Origin of the sequence: Helicobacter sp., assembly GCF_017502485.1 — a bacterium.
Classification (GTDB): Bacteria; Campylobacterota; Campylobacteria; order Campylobacterales; family Helicobacteraceae; genus Helicobacter_B.
The window spans coordinates 14164-33904 of the sequence record NZ_JAFVUX010000019.1 but is presented as its reverse complement, the minus strand read 5'-3'; the positions used below and the strand labels follow the sequence as shown (position 1 = coordinate 33904).

Annotated in this window: 22 protein-coding genes; 6 read left to right on the top strand and 16 right to left on the bottom strand. The window is 43.7% G+C overall.

The window, feature by feature from the left end:
* Positions 1–519 precede the first annotated feature (519 nt).
* The 3 genes from IKB69_RS03870 to IKB69_RS03860 are packed head-to-tail and all read right to left on the bottom strand — an operon-like array spanning position 520 to position 3679.
* Positions 520–1554, bottom strand: a complete 1035-nt coding sequence (locus tag IKB69_RS03870) for a 4-hydroxythreonine-4-phosphate dehydrogenase PdxA (protein ID WP_290946283.1) — start codon at positions 1552–1554, stop codon at positions 520–522.
* The gene (locus tag IKB69_RS03865) at positions 1551–2636 is read right to left on the bottom strand and encodes a type II secretion system F family protein (RefSeq protein WP_290946281.1); all 1086 of its coding nucleotides are present in this window, start codon (positions 2634–2636) and stop codon (positions 1551–1553) included. The genes IKB69_RS03870 and IKB69_RS03865 overlap by 4 nt, the downstream gene beginning before the upstream one ends.
* 8 nt (positions 2637–2644) lie before the next feature.
* On the bottom strand, positions 2645–3679 hold the full coding sequence (locus IKB69_RS03860; protein ID WP_290946279.1) for a hypothetical protein: 1035 nt from the start codon (positions 3677–3679) through the stop codon (positions 2645–2647).
* Positions 3680–3739: 60 nt separating this feature from the next.
* On the opposite strand from IKB69_RS03860, the gene IKB69_RS03855 reads away from it, so the two are divergent.
* Complete coding sequence (locus IKB69_RS03855) at positions 3740–5116, top strand: NFACT family protein (protein ID WP_290946277.1); 1377 nt, start codon at positions 3740–3742, stop codon at positions 5114–5116.
* Between the two features lie 12 nt (positions 5117–5128).
* On the top strand, positions 5129–5437 hold the full coding sequence (locus IKB69_RS03850; RefSeq protein WP_290946275.1) for a hypothetical protein: 309 nt from the start codon (positions 5129–5131) through the stop codon (positions 5435–5437).
* Positions 5438–5639: 202 nt separating this feature from the next.
* On the opposite strand, the gene IKB69_RS03845 is transcribed toward IKB69_RS03850, so the two are convergent.
* Entirely contained in the window at positions 5640–5876 is a 237-nt protein-coding gene (locus IKB69_RS03845) for a hypothetical protein (protein ID WP_290946273.1), read from the bottom strand.
* A 396-nt stretch (positions 5877–6272) separates the two neighbouring features.
* On the opposite strand from IKB69_RS03845, the gene IKB69_RS03840 reads away from it, so the two are divergent.
* Positions 6273–6470, top strand: coding sequence for a hypothetical protein (locus IKB69_RS03840; RefSeq protein WP_290946271.1), 198 nt, complete (start codon positions 6273–6275; stop codon positions 6468–6470).
* A 119-nt stretch (positions 6471–6589) separates the two neighbouring features.
* Here IKB69_RS03840 and IKB69_RS03835 read toward each other — a convergent pair whose 3' ends face one another.
* Positions 6590–6847, bottom strand: coding sequence for an RNA-binding S4 domain-containing protein (locus IKB69_RS03835; protein ID WP_290946269.1), 258 nt, complete (start codon positions 6845–6847; stop codon positions 6590–6592).
* 141 nt (positions 6848–6988) lie between these two features.
* Here IKB69_RS03835 and fliW point away from each other — a divergent pair, with 141 nt between their 5' ends.
* Together fliW and gltS are read left to right on the top strand one after the other, a co-directional pair.
* On the top strand, positions 6989–7426 hold the full coding sequence (fliW, locus tag IKB69_RS03830) for a flagellar assembly protein FliW (RefSeq protein ID WP_290946266.1): 438 nt from the start codon (positions 6989–6991) through the stop codon (positions 7424–7426).
* Positions 7427–7490: 64 nt separating this feature from the next.
* A complete protein-coding gene (gltS, locus tag IKB69_RS03825; RefSeq protein ID WP_290946265.1) occupies positions 7491–8846 on the top strand; it encodes a sodium/glutamate symporter in 1356 nt (451 codons plus the stop codon).
* Positions 8847–8867: 21 nt separating this feature from the next.
* Here the strand turns inward: gltS and hypD are convergent, their stop codons facing one another.
* From hypD to flgH, 11 genes are read right to left on the bottom strand one after another with little or no spacing between them, the layout of a single operon-like run.
* Positions 8868–10016: a hydrogenase formation protein HypD gene (hypD, locus tag IKB69_RS03820; protein ID WP_290946264.1), complete on the bottom strand. Its 1149-nt coding sequence runs from the start codon at positions 10014–10016 to the stop codon at positions 8868–8870.
* An 11-nt stretch (positions 10017–10027) separates the two neighbouring features.
* Positions 10028–10573: a DUF2147 domain-containing protein gene (locus tag IKB69_RS03815; protein WP_290946263.1), complete on the bottom strand. Its 546-nt coding sequence runs from the start codon at positions 10571–10573 to the stop codon at positions 10028–10030.
* 35 nt (positions 10574–10608) lie between these two features.
* A complete protein-coding gene (locus IKB69_RS03810) occupies positions 10609–10854 on the bottom strand; it encodes a HypC/HybG/HupF family hydrogenase formation chaperone (RefSeq protein WP_290946262.1) in 246 nt (81 codons plus the stop codon).
* 9 nt (positions 10855–10863) lie between these two features.
* A complete protein-coding gene (gene hypB, locus IKB69_RS03805; protein WP_290946261.1) occupies positions 10864–11583 on the bottom strand; it encodes a hydrogenase nickel incorporation protein HypB in 720 nt (239 codons plus the stop codon).
* A complete protein-coding gene (locus tag IKB69_RS03800) occupies positions 11584–12717 on the bottom strand; it encodes a glycosyltransferase (RefSeq protein ID WP_290946260.1) in 1134 nt (377 codons plus the stop codon). It abuts the gene before it with no gap.
* On the bottom strand, positions 12718–13164 hold the full coding sequence (locus IKB69_RS03795) for a PaaI family thioesterase (protein ID WP_290946259.1): 447 nt from the start codon (positions 13162–13164) through the stop codon (positions 12718–12720).
* Positions 13161–14249: a tRNA 5-methoxyuridine(34)/uridine 5-oxyacetic acid(34) synthase CmoB gene (cmoB, locus tag IKB69_RS03790; protein WP_290946258.1), complete on the bottom strand. Its 1089-nt coding sequence runs from the start codon at positions 14247–14249 to the stop codon at positions 13161–13163. Before cmoB ends, IKB69_RS03795 begins: the two co-directional genes overlap by 4 nt.
* Positions 14249–15301 (bottom strand): hypothetical protein, encoded by a 1053-nt coding sequence (locus IKB69_RS03785; RefSeq protein ID WP_290946257.1) that lies wholly within the window; start codon positions 15299–15301, stop codon positions 14249–14251. Before IKB69_RS03785 ends, cmoB begins: the two co-directional genes overlap by 1 nt.
* Positions 15301–17316, bottom strand: a complete 2016-nt coding sequence (gene metG, locus IKB69_RS03780) for a methionine--tRNA ligase (RefSeq protein ID WP_290946256.1) — start codon at positions 17314–17316, stop codon at positions 15301–15303. Before metG ends, IKB69_RS03785 begins: the two co-directional genes overlap by 1 nt.
* A 47-nt stretch (positions 17317–17363) precedes the next feature.
* Positions 17364–18122: a pseudaminic acid cytidylyltransferase gene (gene pseF / locus IKB69_RS03775; protein ID WP_290946255.1), complete on the bottom strand. Its 759-nt coding sequence runs from the start codon at positions 18120–18122 to the stop codon at positions 17364–17366.
* Between the two features lie 9 nt (positions 18123–18131).
* Positions 18132–18893 (bottom strand): flagellar basal body L-ring protein FlgH, encoded by a 762-nt coding sequence (gene flgH / locus IKB69_RS03770; RefSeq protein WP_290946254.1) that lies wholly within the window; start codon positions 18891–18893, stop codon positions 18132–18134.
* Positions 18894–19292: 399 nt separating this feature from the next.
* On the opposite strand from flgH, the gene IKB69_RS03765 reads away from it, so the two are divergent.
* A complete protein-coding gene (locus tag IKB69_RS03765; RefSeq protein ID WP_290946253.1) occupies positions 19293–19550 on the top strand; it encodes a hypothetical protein in 258 nt (85 codons plus the stop codon).
* The last annotated feature ends 191 nt before the right edge of the window (positions 19551–19741 follow it).

Here is a 19741-nt window from a genome sequence, read left to right as displayed (position 1 = left end):
CAAATCAATGAAGCTATCTCTAGCCTAGAGTCTGTAACCCAAGAGAATGTAAGCATTGCTAATGCAAGCTCTGAAATATCACTTAGTGTATCAGGGATTGCTAAGGCGATCTTAGATGATGCAAATAAGAAAAAGATTTAGCCACAAGCGATTTAGACTTGGGTGTCCATTTGCTTGATTGCTAAAATTTTGGGGCAGTCATTACCACTTAGGTAGCTCCCGCCCCAAAATTTCACCAAACCAAATAAAGCAACACCGCAATGCTTAGAATCGTTTAGCTACAAAAAGAGCTTTTATCCTAAGAATCCTAGCTAGTTTTAGAATCCTTGCGTTTTTAGAATTTGAACTTCATTCCTAGAATCTTTAGAAGAATAAAACAAGCATAAGCACTAGAATCCTGTGGCTTGTTTAAGTTTCTTGCTTCAACCATTTTCTGTCATTGCGAGCGGATTGAAGATCCGCGTGGTAAGCAAGCCAAAGCCATAGCTTCTTTAGTAATCTATAGAGCTACCAAACACGCTAGATTCTAGCTTGGAGTGATTTAAGGGCGAAGTGTAGTGCATTGCGAAAGCTAGCGGTGCAAGCTATACCTTGATAAGCGATGTCAAATGCTACGCCATGATCGACGGAAGTGCGTATTATAGGAAGATTTAGGCTTATATTGATACTTTGCTCAAAGTAGAGTGCCTTTAGCGGTGCAAGCCCTATATCGTGGTAGGGTGCGACAAAGACACAAAATCGCTCGCGCATAGCGGGGGTGAAAGCACTATCTGGCGCGACTATTCCCACGAACGCTTCTCTGCCTATGCTAGCATTAGCAGAATCTAGCGCAGCTTGGATTAGCGCGTCTTCTTCTCCGCCGATTGCGCCATAATCTCCGCAGTGAGGATTAAAGCCTAGCACAAGGGCTTGGGTAAAATCTAGACTAGACTCTAGCGTGCATAAAAACTCTCTATAAGCCTCCACATTTATACGCTCACTTACGCGTGCTAGTGGGATATGATCGCAAAAAAGTGCGACAAGCATTTTCTCACAGCCTAGCACCATAATGACTTCTTGCTTAAAATGCTCGCGCAAATACTCTGTGTGTCCAGCATATTGCACTCCTGCTTGTTTCCACGCGGCTTTGTGGATAGGTAGCGTTAGCACGGCGGTGCGTGGGTCTTGGCTCGCTAGCTCTATGGACCTAATAAAGCTAGCAAAGCTATATATCCCGCTTTGCTTGGTGATTGTGGCGATGTTAATTGGTGGGGGTTCTATACTTGGGGGCTCAAAGCGCACCATATTAAGCAAGTAGTGAATATAACTAGCGCGCTTAGATTCTATCCCACCGTGCGCAAGTAGCGTTTGTAGGGCGGATTCTAGCAGGCTTTTGTGCGCGCAAATTATAGGTGTGCAAAGTGTGCTAGGATTAGGATCTAAGCGCACACTAGAAAACTGCTTAGGTAGCTGCCCACATTGATACAAAACCCACTCAAGCTCACGCAAGATGATTTCACAGCCTATACCATTACTATCGCCTATGCTTATGGCTAGCTTTTTGTCTGCATTCATAGGCTAATGCTCCCTAGCTCCCAAATAGGTAGAAATATCCCAAATGCCAGCCACCCTACAAAAAGCGCGATAACAATCGTAGAAAATGGCTCAATGAGAGCTAGAATCTTTGTGATTTGCTGCTCATAAATATCTTGGCAATACTGCGCGCATAGCTCTAGCACGCACTCTAGCTCTCCGGATTTTTGTGCGGCGGTAAGGAAGCTCTGCAAAGTTGGATCAATATACACACAAGAGACAAACGCTCTATCAAGCGTAAGTCCAAGCGAGATTTGCTTACAAGATGCTGCTATACTTTGCTTGATGACTGGATTTTGCACGCTAGAGAGCGCTATGGGCAGGGATTTATGGAAGTCTATGCGAGCTTGGTAGAGATAAAAAAATCCTAGAAAATACCCCCACAAATCCCTATACACAAGCATTTTACCAAACAAAGGTGTGTGTAAGATTGCGCGCAAAGCCACTATATAGATGACATTTTGACTACGCTTACACACTATGCCTACATAGGTTAAAGCTAGTAAAAGTAGCATAAAAGCCCACCAAAAATCTTGCATAAGTGATGAAGCAAAGATTAAAGCTTGCGTGCTAATAGGTAAGGCTACGCCAAAGCTTGCAAACACTTCGCTAAATTGTGGGATCACAAAAAGTGCGATAATGATAAATGCCCCCATAATACCCAGTAGCACAAAGATTGGATAAAACAATGCTTTAAGGAAACTGCCCCGCGTTTTAGCCGTGGTGTGGAAGTAGCGCGATAGCACTTCCAAGATTTGGCTAAGGTTGCCTGACTCTGCACCAGAGTGGATTAGGGCTATGCCCATAGGAGAGAAAATATGGCTAAAGGGTTGTAGGGCATTAGGCAAGCTAGCACCTATTTGCAGCTGCGCTAGAATCTGCTTATATGCACGGGTTAAAAGTGGATTCTGGCTGGTGTGCTCTAGTGTGGCTAGAGCTTCTTGGAGTGAGATACTAGCGCGAAGCATAATACTTAAAAGTCGCAAGTCTTGCGCGATATGCAAGGGGCTAGGCTTTGGCGTGTAGGCTAATTTCTGGGGTTTTGGCGTATGGGTGTGGAGCATAGTGCCTCTTAGTGAGAGTGTGCTAAAGGTTCAAGCATAGCACACGCAAGGGTATAGACGCGTTTTTGCGCTTGCTCTATGGCTTGCGCTGAACTTTGCTCAAGGGGTGTTTGGAGTAGGACTAAATGCTGCTTTTGCATACTATCACCAAGCCATAGCCTAGAATCCTTGCGGTTGTAGATCCCAATGGTTGGGATATGGAGCATATCTGCAATGTGGATTGTGCCTGTGCTTGGACTAATAAGCAAGCAAGAGAGCCGTAGTAACTCGATGAGATTAGCGAGATCATTATCGTTGCTAAAGACAAAGAGATTTGGCAGTGGATCTTGCAGGCAGAGTGTGGGCGCACCATTATAGTGTAAGATGACAAAGCGCATAGACTCAAAGCGTGTAGCTAGCTTATAGGCTAGATTGATGTAGGTTGATAAGGGGAGATTTATACGCGTGGATTTGACAAAAGGATTAAGACAGATGATAGGAGCTAGGCTTACTGGGCTTTTAGGGTTTGGTGCAGGCTTTGGCGTGATGAGATAATGTGTAGCAGAATCTAGCGCGGCTTGCACGCGTGCTCTTGCGCTCTCATCTACAGGGTAGCGAAAGTTAGAAAAGTCTATGCTAGCTTTAGCAAATCTCTTAGAATCTACCTTTGCTACAAGCTTACATAGTGCCTTGTGGTAAGAGATTTGCGAAAATGCGCGCGAGAAAAATACCTTACTAATGCGTGGGCTAAAGAGATTTGCCAAAGTGGCAAAGGAAATGATGCGCTTAGCATTGCTCATACTTAGGAGCTTGCAACTCCAGCGATTAGGCTGCGTTAAGATAAAGCACTCAAAATGCTGAGCGTTGATATGAGCTAGTAGCTCTTGCTTACTCATAGCACTAGAATCTATACAGACAAAGCCACTAAGCTTTGAGAAAATCTGCATACCTTGGGCATTTGTGTAGATGATAATGTCTCCATCATAGCTATGGCGTAGCATAAGCAGAGCTTTTAAAGCAACCACATTGTCCCCAAGAAACCCCGCACGATAGAACCCAATCATTGCTACTCTTTGTCTAGATTTTATGGCATTATAACACACCGCCCATCGCAAAGGAGCTCAATGACACTTGCTAAAGTCGATGCACTTGCGCGATTTTGTGCGTGCTTTGAAAGGCTTGTGCGCATAGATCGCGTGCAAGATATGGTGCTAAGACTCACCCTAGACCACTGCCATAACCCAGAGCTACAAGCCGCCCTTAATGGAGCTAAAAGCTTTGATCTCTATCTCTCTATGGTAAGGGGCAAGAGCTATGCCTACACAAGTAAAGATGCCCCCCTAAGCCCTAAGCATTATAACGCCCCCTTTGATATCGCGCTATCTAAGCTTCATCGCTCTAAGATTCTCTCTAGCACGCTTTATGATGATGACAGAATCCTGCGCCTAGAGCTTTTGCAGCAAGGAAGCTATAAGCAAAGCACTACAATAGTGCAGTTCGAATTTAGCGGGAAGCATACAAATGTGATTATTCTCAATGCTAGTGGGGTTGTTATAGAAGCATTGCGGCATATTTCTCAAGCGATTTCCTGTCGTCCTGTGAAAGTAGGAATACCTCTTGCCAAAATGCCCCCAAACCCCCGCCCAAAAACGCAAGAGTCTTCCATAGCACTAGAATCTATGCCTGATATTTTAGCACGTGCCTATGAGCTTGCAAACATACGCGCCCTAGAATCTATGAAGCACTCTCTCTTAATCCACTATACGCGCATAAAATCACGCGCACAAGTCTTGCTAGAATCCTTGCCTAAAGCACAAAGCCTACTACTAGAATCCACAAAGCTACAACACCAAGCCAATCTAGCACTAATGCATCTGCACACGCTAAAGCCCTACCAAACCCAAATAGAGATCGCCGATGAGAGCGGGGAGCTTTGGAGTATTACACTGCCTTCTCATAGCACCCCACAAGCTGCAATTAATCAACTATTCAAAGAGTCTAAAAAGCTCTCTAGAAAGGCAAAAAATATCCACAAAGAAGTCGCAAATTTGGAGGAGAAAATTAGCTTTTTAGATAGGGAGCTGGCGTTTATAGAGCGTGCAAACAAGCTTGACACACTTACTATCCTTTTGCCTAAAGCCAAGCAGAATACTAAGAAAAAGTCCCAAAATGAGCAAGCAGAAGTCGTATTTATCCAAGGGATAAAAATCTCTATAGGGCGCAATGAAAGGGAGAATATTAAACTCCTAGAATCTGCGCGTGCTGATGATTTATGGCTACATATTCGAGATCTTCCTTCTTCACATTTGATTATCCATTGTGGGAAAAATACAGCCCCAGAATCTGTGGTCTATAAAGCAGGTGAGATTCTATTAGGGGTAAGCGGATTTAAGCAGGGGGATTTTTGTGTCGATTATACAAAGAGAAAGTTTGTGAAGATTATTAGCGGTGCGCAGGTAGTGTATAGTAAGCATAAAAGTCTGCATTACCGCATAAGCTAGCAAGGAGACATTATGGCAATCTCACCCATTGGTAATATCACTTATATCAATCAAAATATGCAAGCGACTTCTGCCACGCACGCAAACGCTATGCAAAGGGGCGATATGATTCCCCAAGAATTTGAAGATAAGCTCAAGGAAATCCAAGAGGTGCGCCCTACAGAAACGGGTAATAAAATCGACAAAGACACCAAGGGCAATGGGCAGTGGGAGAGGGGAGAGCAAGAGGAGCGAGAGCCAAGCGAGCAAGAAGAGTTAGTCCAGCTAGAATCTAGTCTCAATAGTGATGAGAGTGCGCATTTGCTCAATATCAAAGTATAGATTCTAGGTGTAGATCACACTCACAGCACCACACCACAGAGAAGCACAAAGGGCAGGTATTCTTTCTCATAGAGATGGTATTTCTTTGGGTGTATCAATGCTAGGGCGTAAGTCAAGGGTAGAGCATAGCACATCTTGTAGGCTTGCACTCATTCCACTTGCTACATTTTATGTTTTTTATACTCTTTCTTTAAATTTTAATTCATAGTGCTTTTGTATAATCACACGATTGATAGGCGATTGTTACAAGTCTTGTGCCTATGCGATAATGTTCTATTGCAAGTTTATTGTTTCTTGTTTTTCGCTCACCTATCACACTTTCACTAAACAAATCATCTTTAACAATTTTTGTTTCGTGCTGACATTTTGGACACGCTATAAACTTTCTCCTGCGTTCTGCTTCATATGATGATAAAAAAAGAGTGTTTGATAATCCCATAAACACGCCTGCTAGAATAAACCACCCCCAAATGCAATCTACCCCAACCTATTTCAAAAGTCTCTGGGGGACTATCATCCAAGTTGTTTGCGAACAAAGCATATACGCTATACCAAAACTTACAATTCCGCAAAGCATTCCCACAAATGTCGTCATACCAGATGACTCTCCATTATATATTCCCTTAAATGATGCATATTCACTTGCCATAGTAGCCTAATCTCCCATTGTTTCAGTAAGTTTGAACCAATTGATAAATGATGCTATCTCTTTGATAACATTGCACAAAAAATAAAGCAGAATGAAAGTTATTGATAAAATAAATGAGATGCTAAAGCAAAAAATCTAAGCAAAAAGAGCTTACTAACCACCCTATAGACTTAGGCTTGCGTGCGAATGAGTGAAACGCCCACAATCTCTAGCATTTATGCCTATCTTAATGGCAATGTTGAACTAAAGGCGGATATATTGCCGATGTTTTGGGCGTGTATAAGCAGGAGCTTTTCTCCCAAAGCTTACCATACAAAATGTTTCAAAGATTCTGCTTACAAGACCCAAATCTTGCTAAATATAGCCACATTGTCAAACTCCTAGAACACATCAGCCCAAAGTCCCTAGCAACACTTGACAAACACTCCTTAATCAAAAAGAAAAACAATCTAGCTTAATGAGATTCTACAAAGCCTATAGTCTTTCGCACTGTATTATGCTTGTTACTCTTGTGTGGTGATTTCTTGTATAAAAGTTGCAGAGAGAGATTTAGAGGTGGTGCGTGTGGTGGGGATAGCTAGGACTTTATAAGATTTTTTATAAGTGAGAAAGTATAGGGTGATCACATCGCCTATGCGCACCTCTTTGCTACTTTTTACACGTACACCATTTAGCTCGACAATATTATTTGTGCACATATCTTGTGCGATTGAACGCTTTTTGACAATATTTGTGGCATTAAGAAAGCTGTCAATCCGCATAGAATTTCTCACTTATTTACTAGGTAGGTCGCGACTAGATTGTAGCAAAATCCCAAGAATATCCGCAGTGTATATTTGATTTTCACAAAAAATTAGATAGAATCGGCGACTAACTTAAGTTTGCAAATTTAAAGGTTCGTGATGGTTTTTGAAGTCAAGTCGCCTATTTTGGGCTTTGAAGATGTTGTGAAGATGAAGCTTGAAAAAATCGATGAGATTTTTATGCGCTTGAGTAATGTCGATGCGCAAGCGCCAGTATTTGTGCTTGTCAATCCTTTCATCTTGCGAGAATATGACTTCGAAGTGCCCGTGGCTATAAAGCTTCTGCTAGACCTAGAGAATGCGAAAAATATCTTTGTCGCCAATATTATGGTGATGCAAACGCCAATCCAGCAATCCACGATCAACTTTCTAGCCCCTCTGGTGTTTAACTTCGATAACCAAACAATGGCGCAAATTGTCCTAGATAGCTTCAAATATTCTACTTATAGCATTGCTGAACCTATTTCTAAATGGTATAAGGAGGGGGAAGAGCTTGTAGGTAAAAACTCTCCCAATGATGCTAATCCGCAGCAGTAGTCTGCATTGCCTATACTACATTTTACGCACTTTTGTGTGGGCTTATTTGCTAGTAGGATTTGATATGAGAGAGTATTCTTTGGATTTTTATTCCACGCTTGTGGCTATGGTGGTGGTGTTGTTGCTTGGGCGGTTTTTGCTAGCGCGTGTTAAGTTCCTACGAGATTTTGATCTGCCAGAGCCTGTCGTGGGGGGCGTGTTCATTTGCATCGCTATTTTTATCGGCTATAAGTATTTTTCTGTGCATATCACATTTGATGAAGCTTTGAAAGATCCGCTAATGCTAGCGTTTTTTTCAAGCATAGGGCTAAGTGCGGACTTCTCATCGCTGAAAAAGGGAGGGCGGCTTTTGGTGCTGTTTTTAGTGATTGTGGTGGGGTTGTTGTTTTTGCAAAATATCGTTGGTGTGGGGCTGGCACTTGCTATGGGGATAGATCCGCTAGTGGGTATGCTTGGAGGCTCTATTACGATGAGTGGAGGGCATGGCACAGGATTAGCTTGGGCAGATGTCTTTTCAAATGAGCAGTATGGACTTAGCAACGCCAGAGAAGTTGCGCTTGCAGCCGCGACTTTTGGGCTTGTGATGGGTGGGCTTATCGGCGGTCCTGTCGCACGCTTCCTTATACGCAGACATAAGCTACAAACTCCAAACCAAGGCAAAGTCTTAGCTCTAAGCGATACTAGTGAGCAAAGTACCCTAGCGAGTAACTTTGAAGCTCCACAAAGGGAGCGGCTCATCACCACTGCTTCTTTCTTAGAATCTTTAGCACTTATTGCCATTTGTCTGCTTGTGGGAAATTTTATGACCCAAGTGAGTGCGCCTACTTTGCGTGATCAGTTAGGGATTAATGTCCCTACTTTTGTATGGTGCTTGTTTTGCGGGATCATCTTGCGCAATGGTCTAGCTACGCTCAAAATCCACTATGTATTTGATAGAGAAGTATCTGTGCTAGGCAATGTGAGCTTGGCACTCTTTTTGGCTCTTTCATTTCTCATTATTAAAATTTGGCAGCTAGCAGATATTGCACTGCCACTTATTGTAATTTTGATCGTGCAGATATTGATAATGGTGGCTTATGCAGTGTTTGTAACTTTTAGATTCTTGGGCAAAGACTATGATGCGAGCGTGTTTGCTGCTGGGCATTGTGGGTTTGGGCTTGGGGCTACACCTACGGCTATGGTCAATATGCAAGCAGTTACCAACCACTATGGTGCAAGCCACACGGCATTTATGATCGTCCCGCTTGTGGGGGCATTTTTCATCGATATTGTTAATTTGCTCGTGATTCAAGGCTTTTTGTTGTTGCGTATATTTCCACAAGGCTCGGTAGAATCTAGCAGAGAGCAGGCTGGCACCCTCCTAGATTCCAGTGCGCAAGTACTATCAAGTCTAGCTTACACGCTTATGAGTCTTTGTTAAAGCTTTAGGACTTACTAGAATCTAAAGAGCTTGCCCGTATTTGTAATACGCCGCGCAAGCTCCCTCACTACTTACCATACAGCTTCCTAGTGGATGCTCTGGGGTGCAAGACTTGCCAAATACTTTGCAATCAAGTGGCTTTGCCACACCGCGCAAGATATCACCACATCGACAGGCTTTATTATCTGCTATTGGTGTGTAGTCTAGCACATCTGCGAACTCCCTCTCCGCGCAAAACTCACAAAACTCATCGCGCAAGCGTAGGGCTGACTCTGCTATCTCACCTAAGCCTCTCCATTCAAAATTTTCCCTTGGCTCAAAATAAGTGCGCACAAGCTCTTGGGCTTTTTTGTTACCCACGCGCGTTACCACGCGTTTATATTGCACCTCAAGCTTAGGCTCATTGCGCACAGCTTGGCGCGCAATCATTGCGATACTCTCCATCATATCCACAGGCTCAAAACCACTTACCACAATGGGTATGCTAAATCGCTCAAAAATTGGCTCATAAATCTTAGAGCCTGCGATCACGCTTACATGCGATGGCGCGATTAGAGCGTTAATTTTCGAATCTTCACTGCCTAAAATCGCATACAAAGGCGGCGGGACTAAGACATGATTACTATGGATAAAGAGATTATTAAGCTTAGATTCTATTGCTCGTGCAAGCACAGCTGCAGTCATTGGCGTAGTTGTCTCAAACCCTATGGCAAAATACACTACGCGCTTTTGCGGATTGGCTTTAGCAATTTCTAGGGCTTGCATAGGCGAATACACAAAGCGCACATCAGCCCCCTTAGCCCTAGCATCTTGCAAGCTCCCTAGCGATCCGGGTACGCGCATCATATCCCCTAGAGTTAGCAGGATTACATCATTTTGCATAGCAATGGTGTAGGCTTGGTTGATGCGATTTTTTGGCATTATGCATACAGGGCAGCCCGGTCCATGGATACATTGGATAGATTCTGGTAGAAGCTGATTTAGCCCATAGCGCATAAGTGTGTGCGTATGTCCGCCACACACCTCCATCATATAAAGTGGCTTTGGGAGATCTTTAGCGATAGCGTGTATTTCGCGCTTAAGGGCTAGGATCGCATCTTTATCGCGGAATCCTTCTAGTAGAAGTTTTGTATCAAGCGCAGGACTCTTTGACTGCTTTGTAGAATCCACTCGTAGCCTGCTTATTTAAATGCTTGTGGCAATGTGTGATAAGAGTCTTCTATGACTTTTGGTTCTGGCTTTTGGGGCTCATACTGAGCAATTTGCTCTTGTGTGAGTGGTGTCCAAGTAAGTGTCTGTCCCATCATTCCTAGCTTATCGATACTTGCACGCAGGGTAAGTATGCCATTAGAATCTTTAGTGATTTTTAGGTGGTAGGTTTTGCCATCATCATAGTTATATACTTCCCCACCACCAAAGCTACCTTTACCATCACTCTTTAGCCCATAGACAAATACTGAGCCTTTGTCGTATCGCTCCCTTAGCTTTGGATCTGGGTTTTTGCTGTCTTTTTTAGGACCGCTACCATCGACATTGGCAAATCCATAGGCATAAAACTTGCCATTTTTGGTGAAAAACTCCACGATACTCTGTCGCCCACTATCGCCTACATGTGTCATATAGTAGCCATCTAATACGCTAGAATCGCTAGCTCCTGCGCTCACACTAGCTCCTGTTAATAGGGAAACTGTTAGCAAAGCTGTTTGAAAAACCTTATGTACTTGCATTATCTCTCCTTATAGTTTGTATAGTTTCTTAAGTTTTATTCTAGCTCTTCTTGTTCCATATTCTGCACGATTTGTTTATAGAGCTCTATGGATTCTAGTGCGGATTGCGTATCAATTTTGCTCATCACATAGCCGATATGGAGCAACACATATTCGCCTACCTGCACTTCTTCTTGCATAAGATCTAGGCTTGCTTCTCTGCTTACGCCTAGCGTTTCGATAGTGGCAGTGTTTGTTTCGCTATTTATGAAGAGCACTTTGGAGGGGATCGCTAGACACATACACACTCCTTAGCTAAAAGAATGACTAGAATGATAGCCACCTTTTTTACAATCTACAATAAATTGTGCGAGATTTTCTATACTCGCACAATCCTTGTTGCTTGTGCAAAAAAGCGGGACATTAGGCTTTAGTCTTGCTAGATCTTCTTGCACTTTAGCGATCTTAAAGTCAAATACTTCACACACATCACTTTTAGAAATCACCACTGCATCAGCGCATAAAAACATCGTAGGATACTTTAGCACCTTATCATCGCCCTCTGTGCTTGAGAGCAAGACGATATTAAGATCCGCGCCTAAATCATAGCTAGCTGGACACACGAGATTCCCCACATTTTCGATGAAAAGATACTCCACATTAAGAGCATCGCGTGCTTTTAGGGCATTATAAGCACTCTCTATCATACTTGCTTCTAGGTGGCAGGCAGCTCCTGTTAGAATCTGATGGGCTGCTATACCTTTAGATTCTAGCCTAGCAGCATCGCGATTAGTTTGTAAATCTCCTTCAATCACCGCAAAGCTAAAGCTCTCTTCCCCTATCGTCTTGATCGTTGCAAAATGCTCGAGTAAAGTCGTCTTCCCACTGCCAGGAGAGCTCATAAGATTGATTACATAGAGATGATCGTGCGCATACACCTCGCGCATTTGCTGGGCTTTTTTGTCATTTTTGCTTAGGATTTTCTCTACAATTTGCAGGGATTTTGGTGAAAGGGTTGGGTTCTCTTGCATTTAGCTCCTTTGTGCCTGATAGTCTTGTATCACTTCTTTATACATCGCAATGGCTTTGGTGATTGAGGATTCTAGGGTGTAGTTTTGCGCGGATTTGGTGTAGAGCTTGCTGGCTTCTTCTCTCTCTTGTGTATGCTCTATCCAATAAGTGATTTTCTCGCTCAAATGCCTTGCATCACCAGCTCTAAAAAGTGAGCGAGAATCTAGTGCGAACTGCCTAGTAGCTGAGACCTTAGAGTCTGCGATAATTGGCACAACCCCACAGCTTATCGCCTCTAGGGCTGCAATTGCCTCTCCTTCTACTTCAGCAGCGTGGATATAGAGCGTGCTTTGATGCAAGACTTTTACTAGCTCTTCTGGTGGCAAGAATCCAAAATCCACCGCATTTGGCAGGATCTCTGCCTGTTTTTTTAGGCTAGATTCTAGCGGTCCTATGCCCTTTAAGTGGAGCTTGATTTGATCTCTATAAGGATTTTGCGCAATGGCTTTGATGATTAGATCTTGTCGCTTTTCTTTAGAGTAGCGACCAACCATTGTGATATGAATAAGCCCATCGCTAGGCGCGCTACTAGAATCTAATGGCTTAAATTTAGGGTCAAAGCCATTAGAGATCACATATTTTTTACCTTTATAGCCTGCTTTTGTCAGCTCATCTTTAATAAGCTGCGATGGGCAGTGAATATGGCTAATGTACTGGTAAAACGACTGCTTAAAAAGCCAGAAAATGAAGCGATTAAGCGGGGCGAGCTTTTGTAGGCTGATATTATAGGTGATATGCTCTGGCTGGAGATGAAAGGCCGCCATATATGGCACCCCCATTTTCTGCGCTACCTGCAAGGCGACTTGCTCTAGCTTAAAGGGTAAAAATAAATGCACAATATCCGCGTCTTTAATGGCTTCTTCTAGCACCTTTACATCTGGCTTGCCAAAGACCATATGCTGCGCTTTTGAGACTTCTGTAACAATGGGGATATACCGCTCTTTGACAGGGTAGAATCCATCTCCTTGTACATAGGGCGCGACTACGCGCACGCTATGCCCACGCTCTTTAAGCGCGCTAGCAAAGCGCGCGGCTGTCATTGAAGTGCCATTGCTTTTATCCGCGAAGCTATCGACTACAAGCACGATGGTCAATTAAAGCTCCTTGTCATCTTTAAGCTTAAGCTTAAAGAGCTTTTTGTCAAAGATTACGATATAAAATAGTCCATCAAAAATCTTAATATTTAGCACAAATCCTTCTACTTTCACTTCGCATTTGCGCATATCACCAAGCATTGTCTTTGCCTTTAGTTCGACAACTTGGTTTGTCTCCACAGGAGCTAGGAACTTCACATCAGATCCAATAATGATAGAATTTTTTTTATTAATCGCACATAGCGCGGCAAAGCCTGCGGCTGCTTGCACAAAGCCTGTATGCGTGATCCCCGGCTCCACCTCCATATCTTCGCGCGTAGTGAGTGTAACTTGTGCTTTATCTTTGCCCATCTCTCCCACTTGTCCGCAAAAGTGCATATTGATTGTCGTGCCTACGATCCTATCGCCTACAATTTGCCGCTCTTGAAACTCTTCTTCACCCATCATTTTCTCCTTGCTTTGATATATGCTCGCTTGGGTGCTGGGTAGCCTTCTATGGTTTTACTACTATCATTTGGATCTAGGAAATTCTCTAAGCTTAGAGAGTCTATCCAGCGTGTTTTGCGCTGCTCATCTGTAGTTGTAGGCATAATCGCTAGTACTTCTACATCAATAAGCCCACACCGCTCACACCAGCCTTCAAGCGCGCTAAGGCTTGGGAGTAAATACACATTACTCATTTTAGCATAACTTTGGCGCACGCTAAGGACTAGGGGAAGCCCACTAACGCTAGAATCTAGCGCGCTAGCCACATCGTTTATATCAAAGATAAGCGTGTCGATAAACGCCACCCCGCCTTTGTCTAGGCTCTGAGCCAAGGCTTTTAGGCAGGCAAACACATCACTACGATGATAAAGCACCCCTAGGCAAAAAATTACATCAAACTTCTCTTTTTTGGTGAAGTTAGGCAGATCTTGTACCCCTAAGAGCTCATAGACAATGGGAAGATTTACAAAGTGATTAATAAAGGTAAATTGGCAGTAAAACAGCGCACTAGGGTCAAAGCCATAAATCCGCGCGCAAGCCCCCTTGCTTGTATAAGGAGAAGTTTCTCCTGCTTCCTGTAATGCCTTAGCATACATCGCTAACATATAAAATCCATTGTTACACCCTACATCTGCTATTTTTGCTCCATTTGCGCGCACAAATGGAGCAAGCAGATCCCACTTCATATAGCTTTGCCATTCGCTATCAATGTGGAGTAAGCAGCTAGAGCTAGCAAGGGTAAAAGGACCTTTGCGCCAGCCTTTAAGTTTATAAGCTAGTAGGGCTAGCGCGCTAAGCACACAATGCTTAGATTCTAGTGTGTGAGAGTCTAGGAGTGCGTGGGCTTGCTCTAGCTCGCTTAGCTTTCCTACCATAGTGCAAAGCTCAAGCCCCCTAGAATCTAGCGGCTTATCAAATAGCTCGCTATTAATTTGCACGCCATTGTCATAGTTAAAGCTTGCACAACCCTTTGGTACAAGTCTATCAAGCTCTGTGATAGCGCGATATATAGGGGCTATATGTTTAGCTTCTAGTGGATTTGGCATTAAAAAAGTGTGGGGGCGTATTCTTGTGGAGTTTGTGATAGCACAAAAACTAGCCCCTGCGTACTTATGCCAAAGATTAGCCCAAAGTTATACTCCGTGGTTTTTAGCAACAAGGGCAGTTCATTAGATGAATCATAACGGATCGCTTGGAGTGGGTGCTGGTTGCGTTGATTATAGAGAGTATAGAATTCTTGCTCATCATCAAGGATTGTAGGGACAAATACTACGACTTTCGCCCATTTGGCCTCTTTGCTAAGAAACTCGCCATAACGCATAAAGATTTCTTCATCATTTGTGGGAATAATCACGCGCGAGCTCTGCCCAAAAGATAGGATTCTAGCGTCGTTGGTTAGAGAGATTGGTAGGAGTGTGGAGCTAGGCTCAAAATGTGCAAAATCACACTCGATATGTTCGCGCAAGCATAGATCCACAACAGCTCCAAGCTCTGGGACAAACACGCAAGGCAGAGAGATTTTGTAAGAATATAACTTGTAGTAGAATTTAATCTCAAACATAGACATCGGTGTGATTAGCTCAAATGGTAGCTGTTCTGGAGTCTCGCAAGGGATAGGTTCTAGGGCTAGATCAAGCACTTGCTGGGATTTGGCGATAATGATTGCAGGGTGCACTTCTTCAACCATATCAAGCAAGTCGATGGGACTCTCATCAAAAAACAGCACGCTCTCGCTATGGATTAGAGATTTGGCGATTAGGTATTGTGTGGGATTGGTGGCGATCACGCGGATAGAGCGCGCTAGTAGCTCAAAGCGTACAAGACGGATAATAGCATCTTGTATAGATTCTACCTTAATCCACGCGATTTCATCATCATTGAGCCTTGTTTGCAAAAACTTATCAAACACAATGCCAAATGCACCTTTCTCAAGTGCTGGCTCTATATCTCTAGGGTGCGCGGCGAAAAATAGGCTACCTCGCTTGATATGCTCAAGCTTTGTGCAATACCCGCTAAACCCCCCGATAGCTGGGGAGTTAATCAACTCACCATTGATAATTTCGACAATATCTTGGACTTTTTGTGTAACTTCCTGCACTAGCTTATCCTGCTCCCATTTTTTCTCTTTCCATCTATGCGCACAAGCGATAGGGACTCATCATCTTTGCTAGCAAGTATCATTCCATAGCTAAATTGCCCCATAATTTTGGCAGGCTTTAGGTTGGCTATGACACAGACTTGCGTATTGAGTAGGTCTTGTGGAGCGTAGTATTGCGCGATACCACTTAGCACGACTCTAGGCTCACTCTCGCCTAGATCGATTACTAAGCGCAAAAGCTTAGTAGATTTAGGCACAGGCTCTGCTTCTAGCACTTCGCCCACGCGTATATCAAGCTTGCTAAAATCCTCGATACTCACAAGATTTGCAAGCCCATCTTCTAGTGTAGAGCTAGAATCTACTTGCGCTTTTTGAGTGGGGTTAGATTCTAGGGCAGCTTCTGGGATTAGCATAGAATCTAGCTTTTGGAAAAGGGGAGGCATCATATGCACTTTAAGTGAGAAGTGAAATATTTTATCTTGCTTGATATAGTAGGTATAAGAAGCCGGTGAGATTTCTTGGCAAAATGCGCTAGCGATAGTGCTAGCAGTCTTTGGCATTATGGGATATAGCGCGTGCGCGACCTTTAGCAAGGTATATCCCACAAAGCTTAAAATCGCATTTAGCTCCATAGATTTGCCATTTTTAAAGAGATTCCACGGCTCGTATTTAGCGATCATTGCATTGCTACAATGCAGCAGCTTCCAAATAGCTTCTATATACGCTTTTACCTGCATAGATTCTATTAGCCCGCTGTTTATCTCATCTATGATACTGCACTGAGTTTTGAGCTCATCGCCATAATGCTCTACAACAAACTCCGCCACTTCTTTATCGTCCAGCACATAGCAGCTACCAGCCTGCTTTGGAGCATATTTCGCACACATAGCCAAAAATCGATGCAGCAAATTACCTAGATCATTTGCCAGCTCGCTGTTGATCCGCTCGCATAAGAGTTTTTGACTAAAGTCGCCATCTTGCCCAAAGGGTGTTTCTCTAAGTAGATAGTAGCGTAGCACTTCTGCTCCGTAGGCTTTGGTGAAAGCTTTGGGATCAACTACATTGCCAAGTGACTTGCTCATCTTCTGCCCATCACGCATCCACCAGCCGTGTACATAAATATGTTTAGGCAGGGGCAGTCCCAAGCTCATCAAAAATGCGGGCCAATACACCGCGTGGAAGCGTAAAATATCTTTACCTACGATATGTGTCGCACACTCCCAATAAGGCATTTTCTCGCCAAGTAACGATAATGGGCTAGATTCGGGGCCAGATTCTGTTTCCTTGCTTTGATAAAGCCCAAGTGCGCTCATATAGTTAAAAAGCGCATCAAGCCACACATACGCGATATGCTGCTTTTGCGCGCCTTTCTTTTTAGGCAGGGTGATCCCCCACTCAAAGCTTGTGCGAGAAATAGAGAGATCTTGCAAGCCGTTTTCTACAAAGCGTATTACTTCATTTTTGCGATATTTTGGCAAGATCACATCTTCACTACTTGCATACCACTCTAAAAGCTTGTTTTCATACTTGCTTAGGGCGAAAAAGTAGCTTTCTTCTTTGATTTTACTTAGAGGTTTGCTCCCCGCGCAATCTGGGCAAATCCCAGAATCCACATTTAGAAAGAAGCTTTCACAGCTCACACAATAATCCCCCTCATACTCTCCTAAATACACATCGCCATTAGCGTATAATCGCTCAAACACTTGCACAATCGCTTGCTTATGTGGCTCATCTGTGGTGCGGATAAAGTGGTCATAATCAATCCCCATCAAATCCCACAAATCAAGAAATTGTCCGCTAATCTCATCAGTATAAGCCTTAGGGCTTTTGCCCTTTGCTTTTGCTGCTTGCTCAATCTTTTGTCCGTGTTCATCAGTGCCTGTGAGTAAAAATACCTCCTCGCCTCTAAGCCATTTGTATTTCTTTAGCATATCGGCGACAATGGTTGTATAAGCGTGTCCAATGTGCGGGACATCATTGACATAGTAAATTGGCGTGGTGATAAGCTGCTTCATATAAGTCCTTGGTGTAAAAAGTGTATTATAAGCTTTCAAGCTTAAATCTAGTAGCCATCGCCTGTGGTTTGGTGAAGCCTAGCAGTAGGGCTAGAATCTAAAATACTAGATTCTAGGTAAGCGCGGTATTTTAGCTCTGCTAGATTCCAGTCTTCTAGTGTGTCTATGTCTTGGGCTAGGGGGTGGGGGAGAATAATTGGGCAAGAGTGTTTTGCAAATATGGCTAGCTCACTTTGCCACGCCCACACTCTCCCGAAGTAGAACTGTCCTGCATCGTGGTAGATTCTAGGTAGATCTTGGGAGCGATTATGATAGTGCTTGGGGAAAAGCATAGAGATACCACGCTCATCAATATAAAAGCTTCTATAAGGATTGTAGCTGTATTCTAGCACGCCAAAGCTATATGCCACGCTAGAATACAGCAGAGCTTGCAAGCCTTGTGTAAGAAAACTTGCTTGTAGAAGTGGGGCAGTGGGGTAGATCACACAAAGTATATCACTAGGCTCTAGCCCTAGCTCTTTGATCGCGTGTGTGGCGACTGAGGCAGTTGGAGTGAAGTCATCGCTTAAATTGCTAGGGCGTATGAAAGGCGTTTGTGCGCCAAAGTTTCGGGCTATGTCTGCTATTTGTCGTGAGTCTGTGCTTACCACCACGTGGGAGAAAAGCTTAGATTCTAGCGCGGTGGTAATAGGATAAGCAATAATTGGCTTACCACAAAAGGGCTTGATATTTTTATGTGGGATTCTCTTGCTTCCACCTCGCGCCGGGATTAGAGCGATAATCTTTGGAGTAGTGGCATTTGGCATAGAATCCACTTAGAATGGAAATTCATCTTCTACGGCTTTTGTGCCATCTTTTTTGTGGTTGGTCTGCCCGATCGCGCCAATGCTTGTGTAGGCGATTTTAGAATCGGCGATAAACTTTGATGAAATGCTATTATCACGCTCTATGTCATAAGGGCGGATTACGCCACTAATGGTTACTAGCCGCTTTTCACCATCGATTAGCACTTCATTGTGCCCATAGATAAAGTAGTTGCCATTTTCTAGCACTTTTAGGATTCTAGCGGTTATTGAGAATTTCAGCGCGTCATTGCGACTTTGCTGCCCGCTACCTTTGAAGTTAGAGTTATCGGCGGTTTTTTGCAGGGTGTAGTTGGTTTGGTTGTTTAAGTCTTGAGTGTCTTTTGCTGCTTGCTCATCAGTGCCATTGTAGCCTAGCACAGGGGCATTGACTGCGCCACCGCTTGTGCTTGTGTAGTCTTTGGAGCTTGAGAGCGAGGCGTTGGAGCTTTCATCGATATTGATGGTGATAAGGTCGTTTGGGCGCATAGCTCGCCTATCGGCAAAAAGTGGGCGATCTCCCTGCCCAAAGAGCGAGCCTGCTTGCGCAGGAGCTGGGAGGAACTCCTTGCTGGGCATTTCATCGACATAGGCTGGAGGATTGAAGTCGATTTCTGGGCTTAGGGCGTGGGCTAGCGTGCTGGCTAGGGCTAGCGTGGCAATCAGGCTTGCTTTGGCGCGGTTTGCGCGAGATTTTGCTCTATTTTTGGGGCTTTGTGTCCTTACAATGCTCATCTAAGCTATCCTTAGTGGTGTTTAGTAGTGGCTAAAGCAAAGGGCGTTCCACTCACTGCGCCAAACCTTAGCGAAGTATATGCTATACTGCGCGCTTATTTTATGCAGGGGTAGTTGTGAGTAAAAGCGGATATACTAAGTGAGCGAATGTAATAGGGGCGGGCTATGGATCCAAGCTTGCCAAAAACCCCATCCACAAAGCAGGGATAGTAGCGACAGGGGCGTTAATAGGCTCAAGAATGGGAGCATTCTTAGGGGCTGGAGTAGAGCAGCCATTGCTAATCAATATCTTAGGATGAGAAAATAATTTCCAAGAAATGCATAATCAAATACTAAATCAAGGGTTGCTATCTCTTGTCCCGGATCGGTGTCATTGCTGTGGCAACAAAAGCAGTAGATATGGGGCTTTTAAATACGCTAAAACACGAGCTAGGCTACACATATAGCAAGTTTCAAGCATTTGGCACAGGGAGTATAACATTTGTGGGAAAAGCTACAAATAAACGAGTTGTTTTAACTAAAGACACTCAAGAGCAATGGAAGAACACACTACTTAGGCTACAAAAATTAACTGACACCCTATCCCCAAGCACTCTCCACGCATTAAAGCAGCACTTGATGGCAAAGAATAGGGCTATCATACAAAAACCTTTTTAAGCTAGTAGAGATAATAGAGTGCAATATATCCCACAGATAAAGCAAACACTAGACGCGCCAGATACAATCTATCAAATTGCTAGGGAAAATAAATTTATCTTTGCCAAAAGCTATAGGGTAAACACCATGCTTGTGAGTGTAGGACATGTAGAGCGCGTTCTTGCAAGTTACTAGCTAAACTACCAACAAGG

Coding starts and splice junctions, on each gene's coding strand:
- IKB69_RS03865 (WP_290946281.1), bottom strand. CDS start 2,636: ATGCTCCACACCCATACGCCAAAACCCCAGAAATTAGCCTACACGCCA.
- IKB69_RS03765 (WP_290946253.1), top strand. CDS start 19,293: ATGGGGCTTTTAAATACGCTAAAACACGAGCTAGGCTACACATATAGC.
- IKB69_RS03835 (WP_290946269.1), bottom strand. CDS start 6,847: ATGCGGATTGACAGCTTTCTTAATGCCACAAATATTGTCAAAAAGCGT.
- IKB69_RS03870 (WP_290946283.1), bottom strand. CDS start 1,554: ATGAATGCAGACAAAAAGCTAGCCATAAGCATAGGCGATAGTAATGGT.
- IKB69_RS03850 (WP_290946275.1), top strand. CDS start 5,129: ATGGCAATCTCACCCATTGGTAATATCACTTATATCAATCAAAATATG.
- IKB69_RS03815 (WP_290946263.1), bottom strand. CDS start 10,573: ATGCAAGTACATAAGGTTTTTCAAACAGCTTTGCTAACAGTTTCCCTA.
- IKB69_RS03860 (WP_290946279.1), bottom strand. CDS start 3,679: ATGATTGGGTTCTATCGTGCGGGGTTTCTTGGGGACAATGTGGTTGCT.
- IKB69_RS03845 (WP_290946273.1), bottom strand. CDS start 5,876: ATGGGATTATCAAACACTCTTTTTTTATCATCATATGAAGCAGAACGC.
- flgH (WP_290946254.1), bottom strand. CDS start 18,893: ATGAGCATTGTAAGGACACAAAGCCCCAAAAATAGAGCAAAATCTCGC.
- gltS (WP_290946265.1), top strand. CDS start 7,491: ATGAGAGAGTATTCTTTGGATTTTTATTCCACGCTTGTGGCTATGGTG.
- cmoB (WP_290946258.1), bottom strand. CDS start 14,249: ATGCCAAATCCACTAGAAGCTAAACATATAGCCCCTATATATCGCGCT.
- pseF (WP_290946255.1), bottom strand. CDS start 18,122: ATGCCAAATGCCACTACTCCAAAGATTATCGCTCTAATCCCGGCGCGA.
- IKB69_RS03840 (WP_290946271.1), top strand. CDS start 6,273: ATGAGTGAAACGCCCACAATCTCTAGCATTTATGCCTATCTTAATGGC.
- IKB69_RS03855 (WP_290946277.1), top strand. CDS start 3,740: ATGACACTTGCTAAAGTCGATGCACTTGCGCGATTTTGTGCGTGCTTT.
- IKB69_RS03810 (WP_290946262.1), bottom strand. CDS start 10,854: ATGTGTCTAGCGATCCCCTCCAAAGTGCTCTTCATAAATAGCGAAACA.
- metG (WP_290946256.1), bottom strand. CDS start 17,316: ATGAAGCAGCTTATCACCACGCCAATTTACTATGTCAATGATGTCCCG.
- fliW (WP_290946266.1), top strand. CDS start 6,989: ATGGTTTTTGAAGTCAAGTCGCCTATTTTGGGCTTTGAAGATGTTGTG.
- IKB69_RS03795 (WP_290946259.1), bottom strand. CDS start 13,164: ATGATGGGTGAAGAAGAGTTTCAAGAGCGGCAAATTGTAGGCGATAGG.
- hypB (WP_290946261.1), bottom strand. CDS start 11,583: ATGCAAGAGAACCCAACCCTTTCACCAAAATCCCTGCAAATTGTAGAG.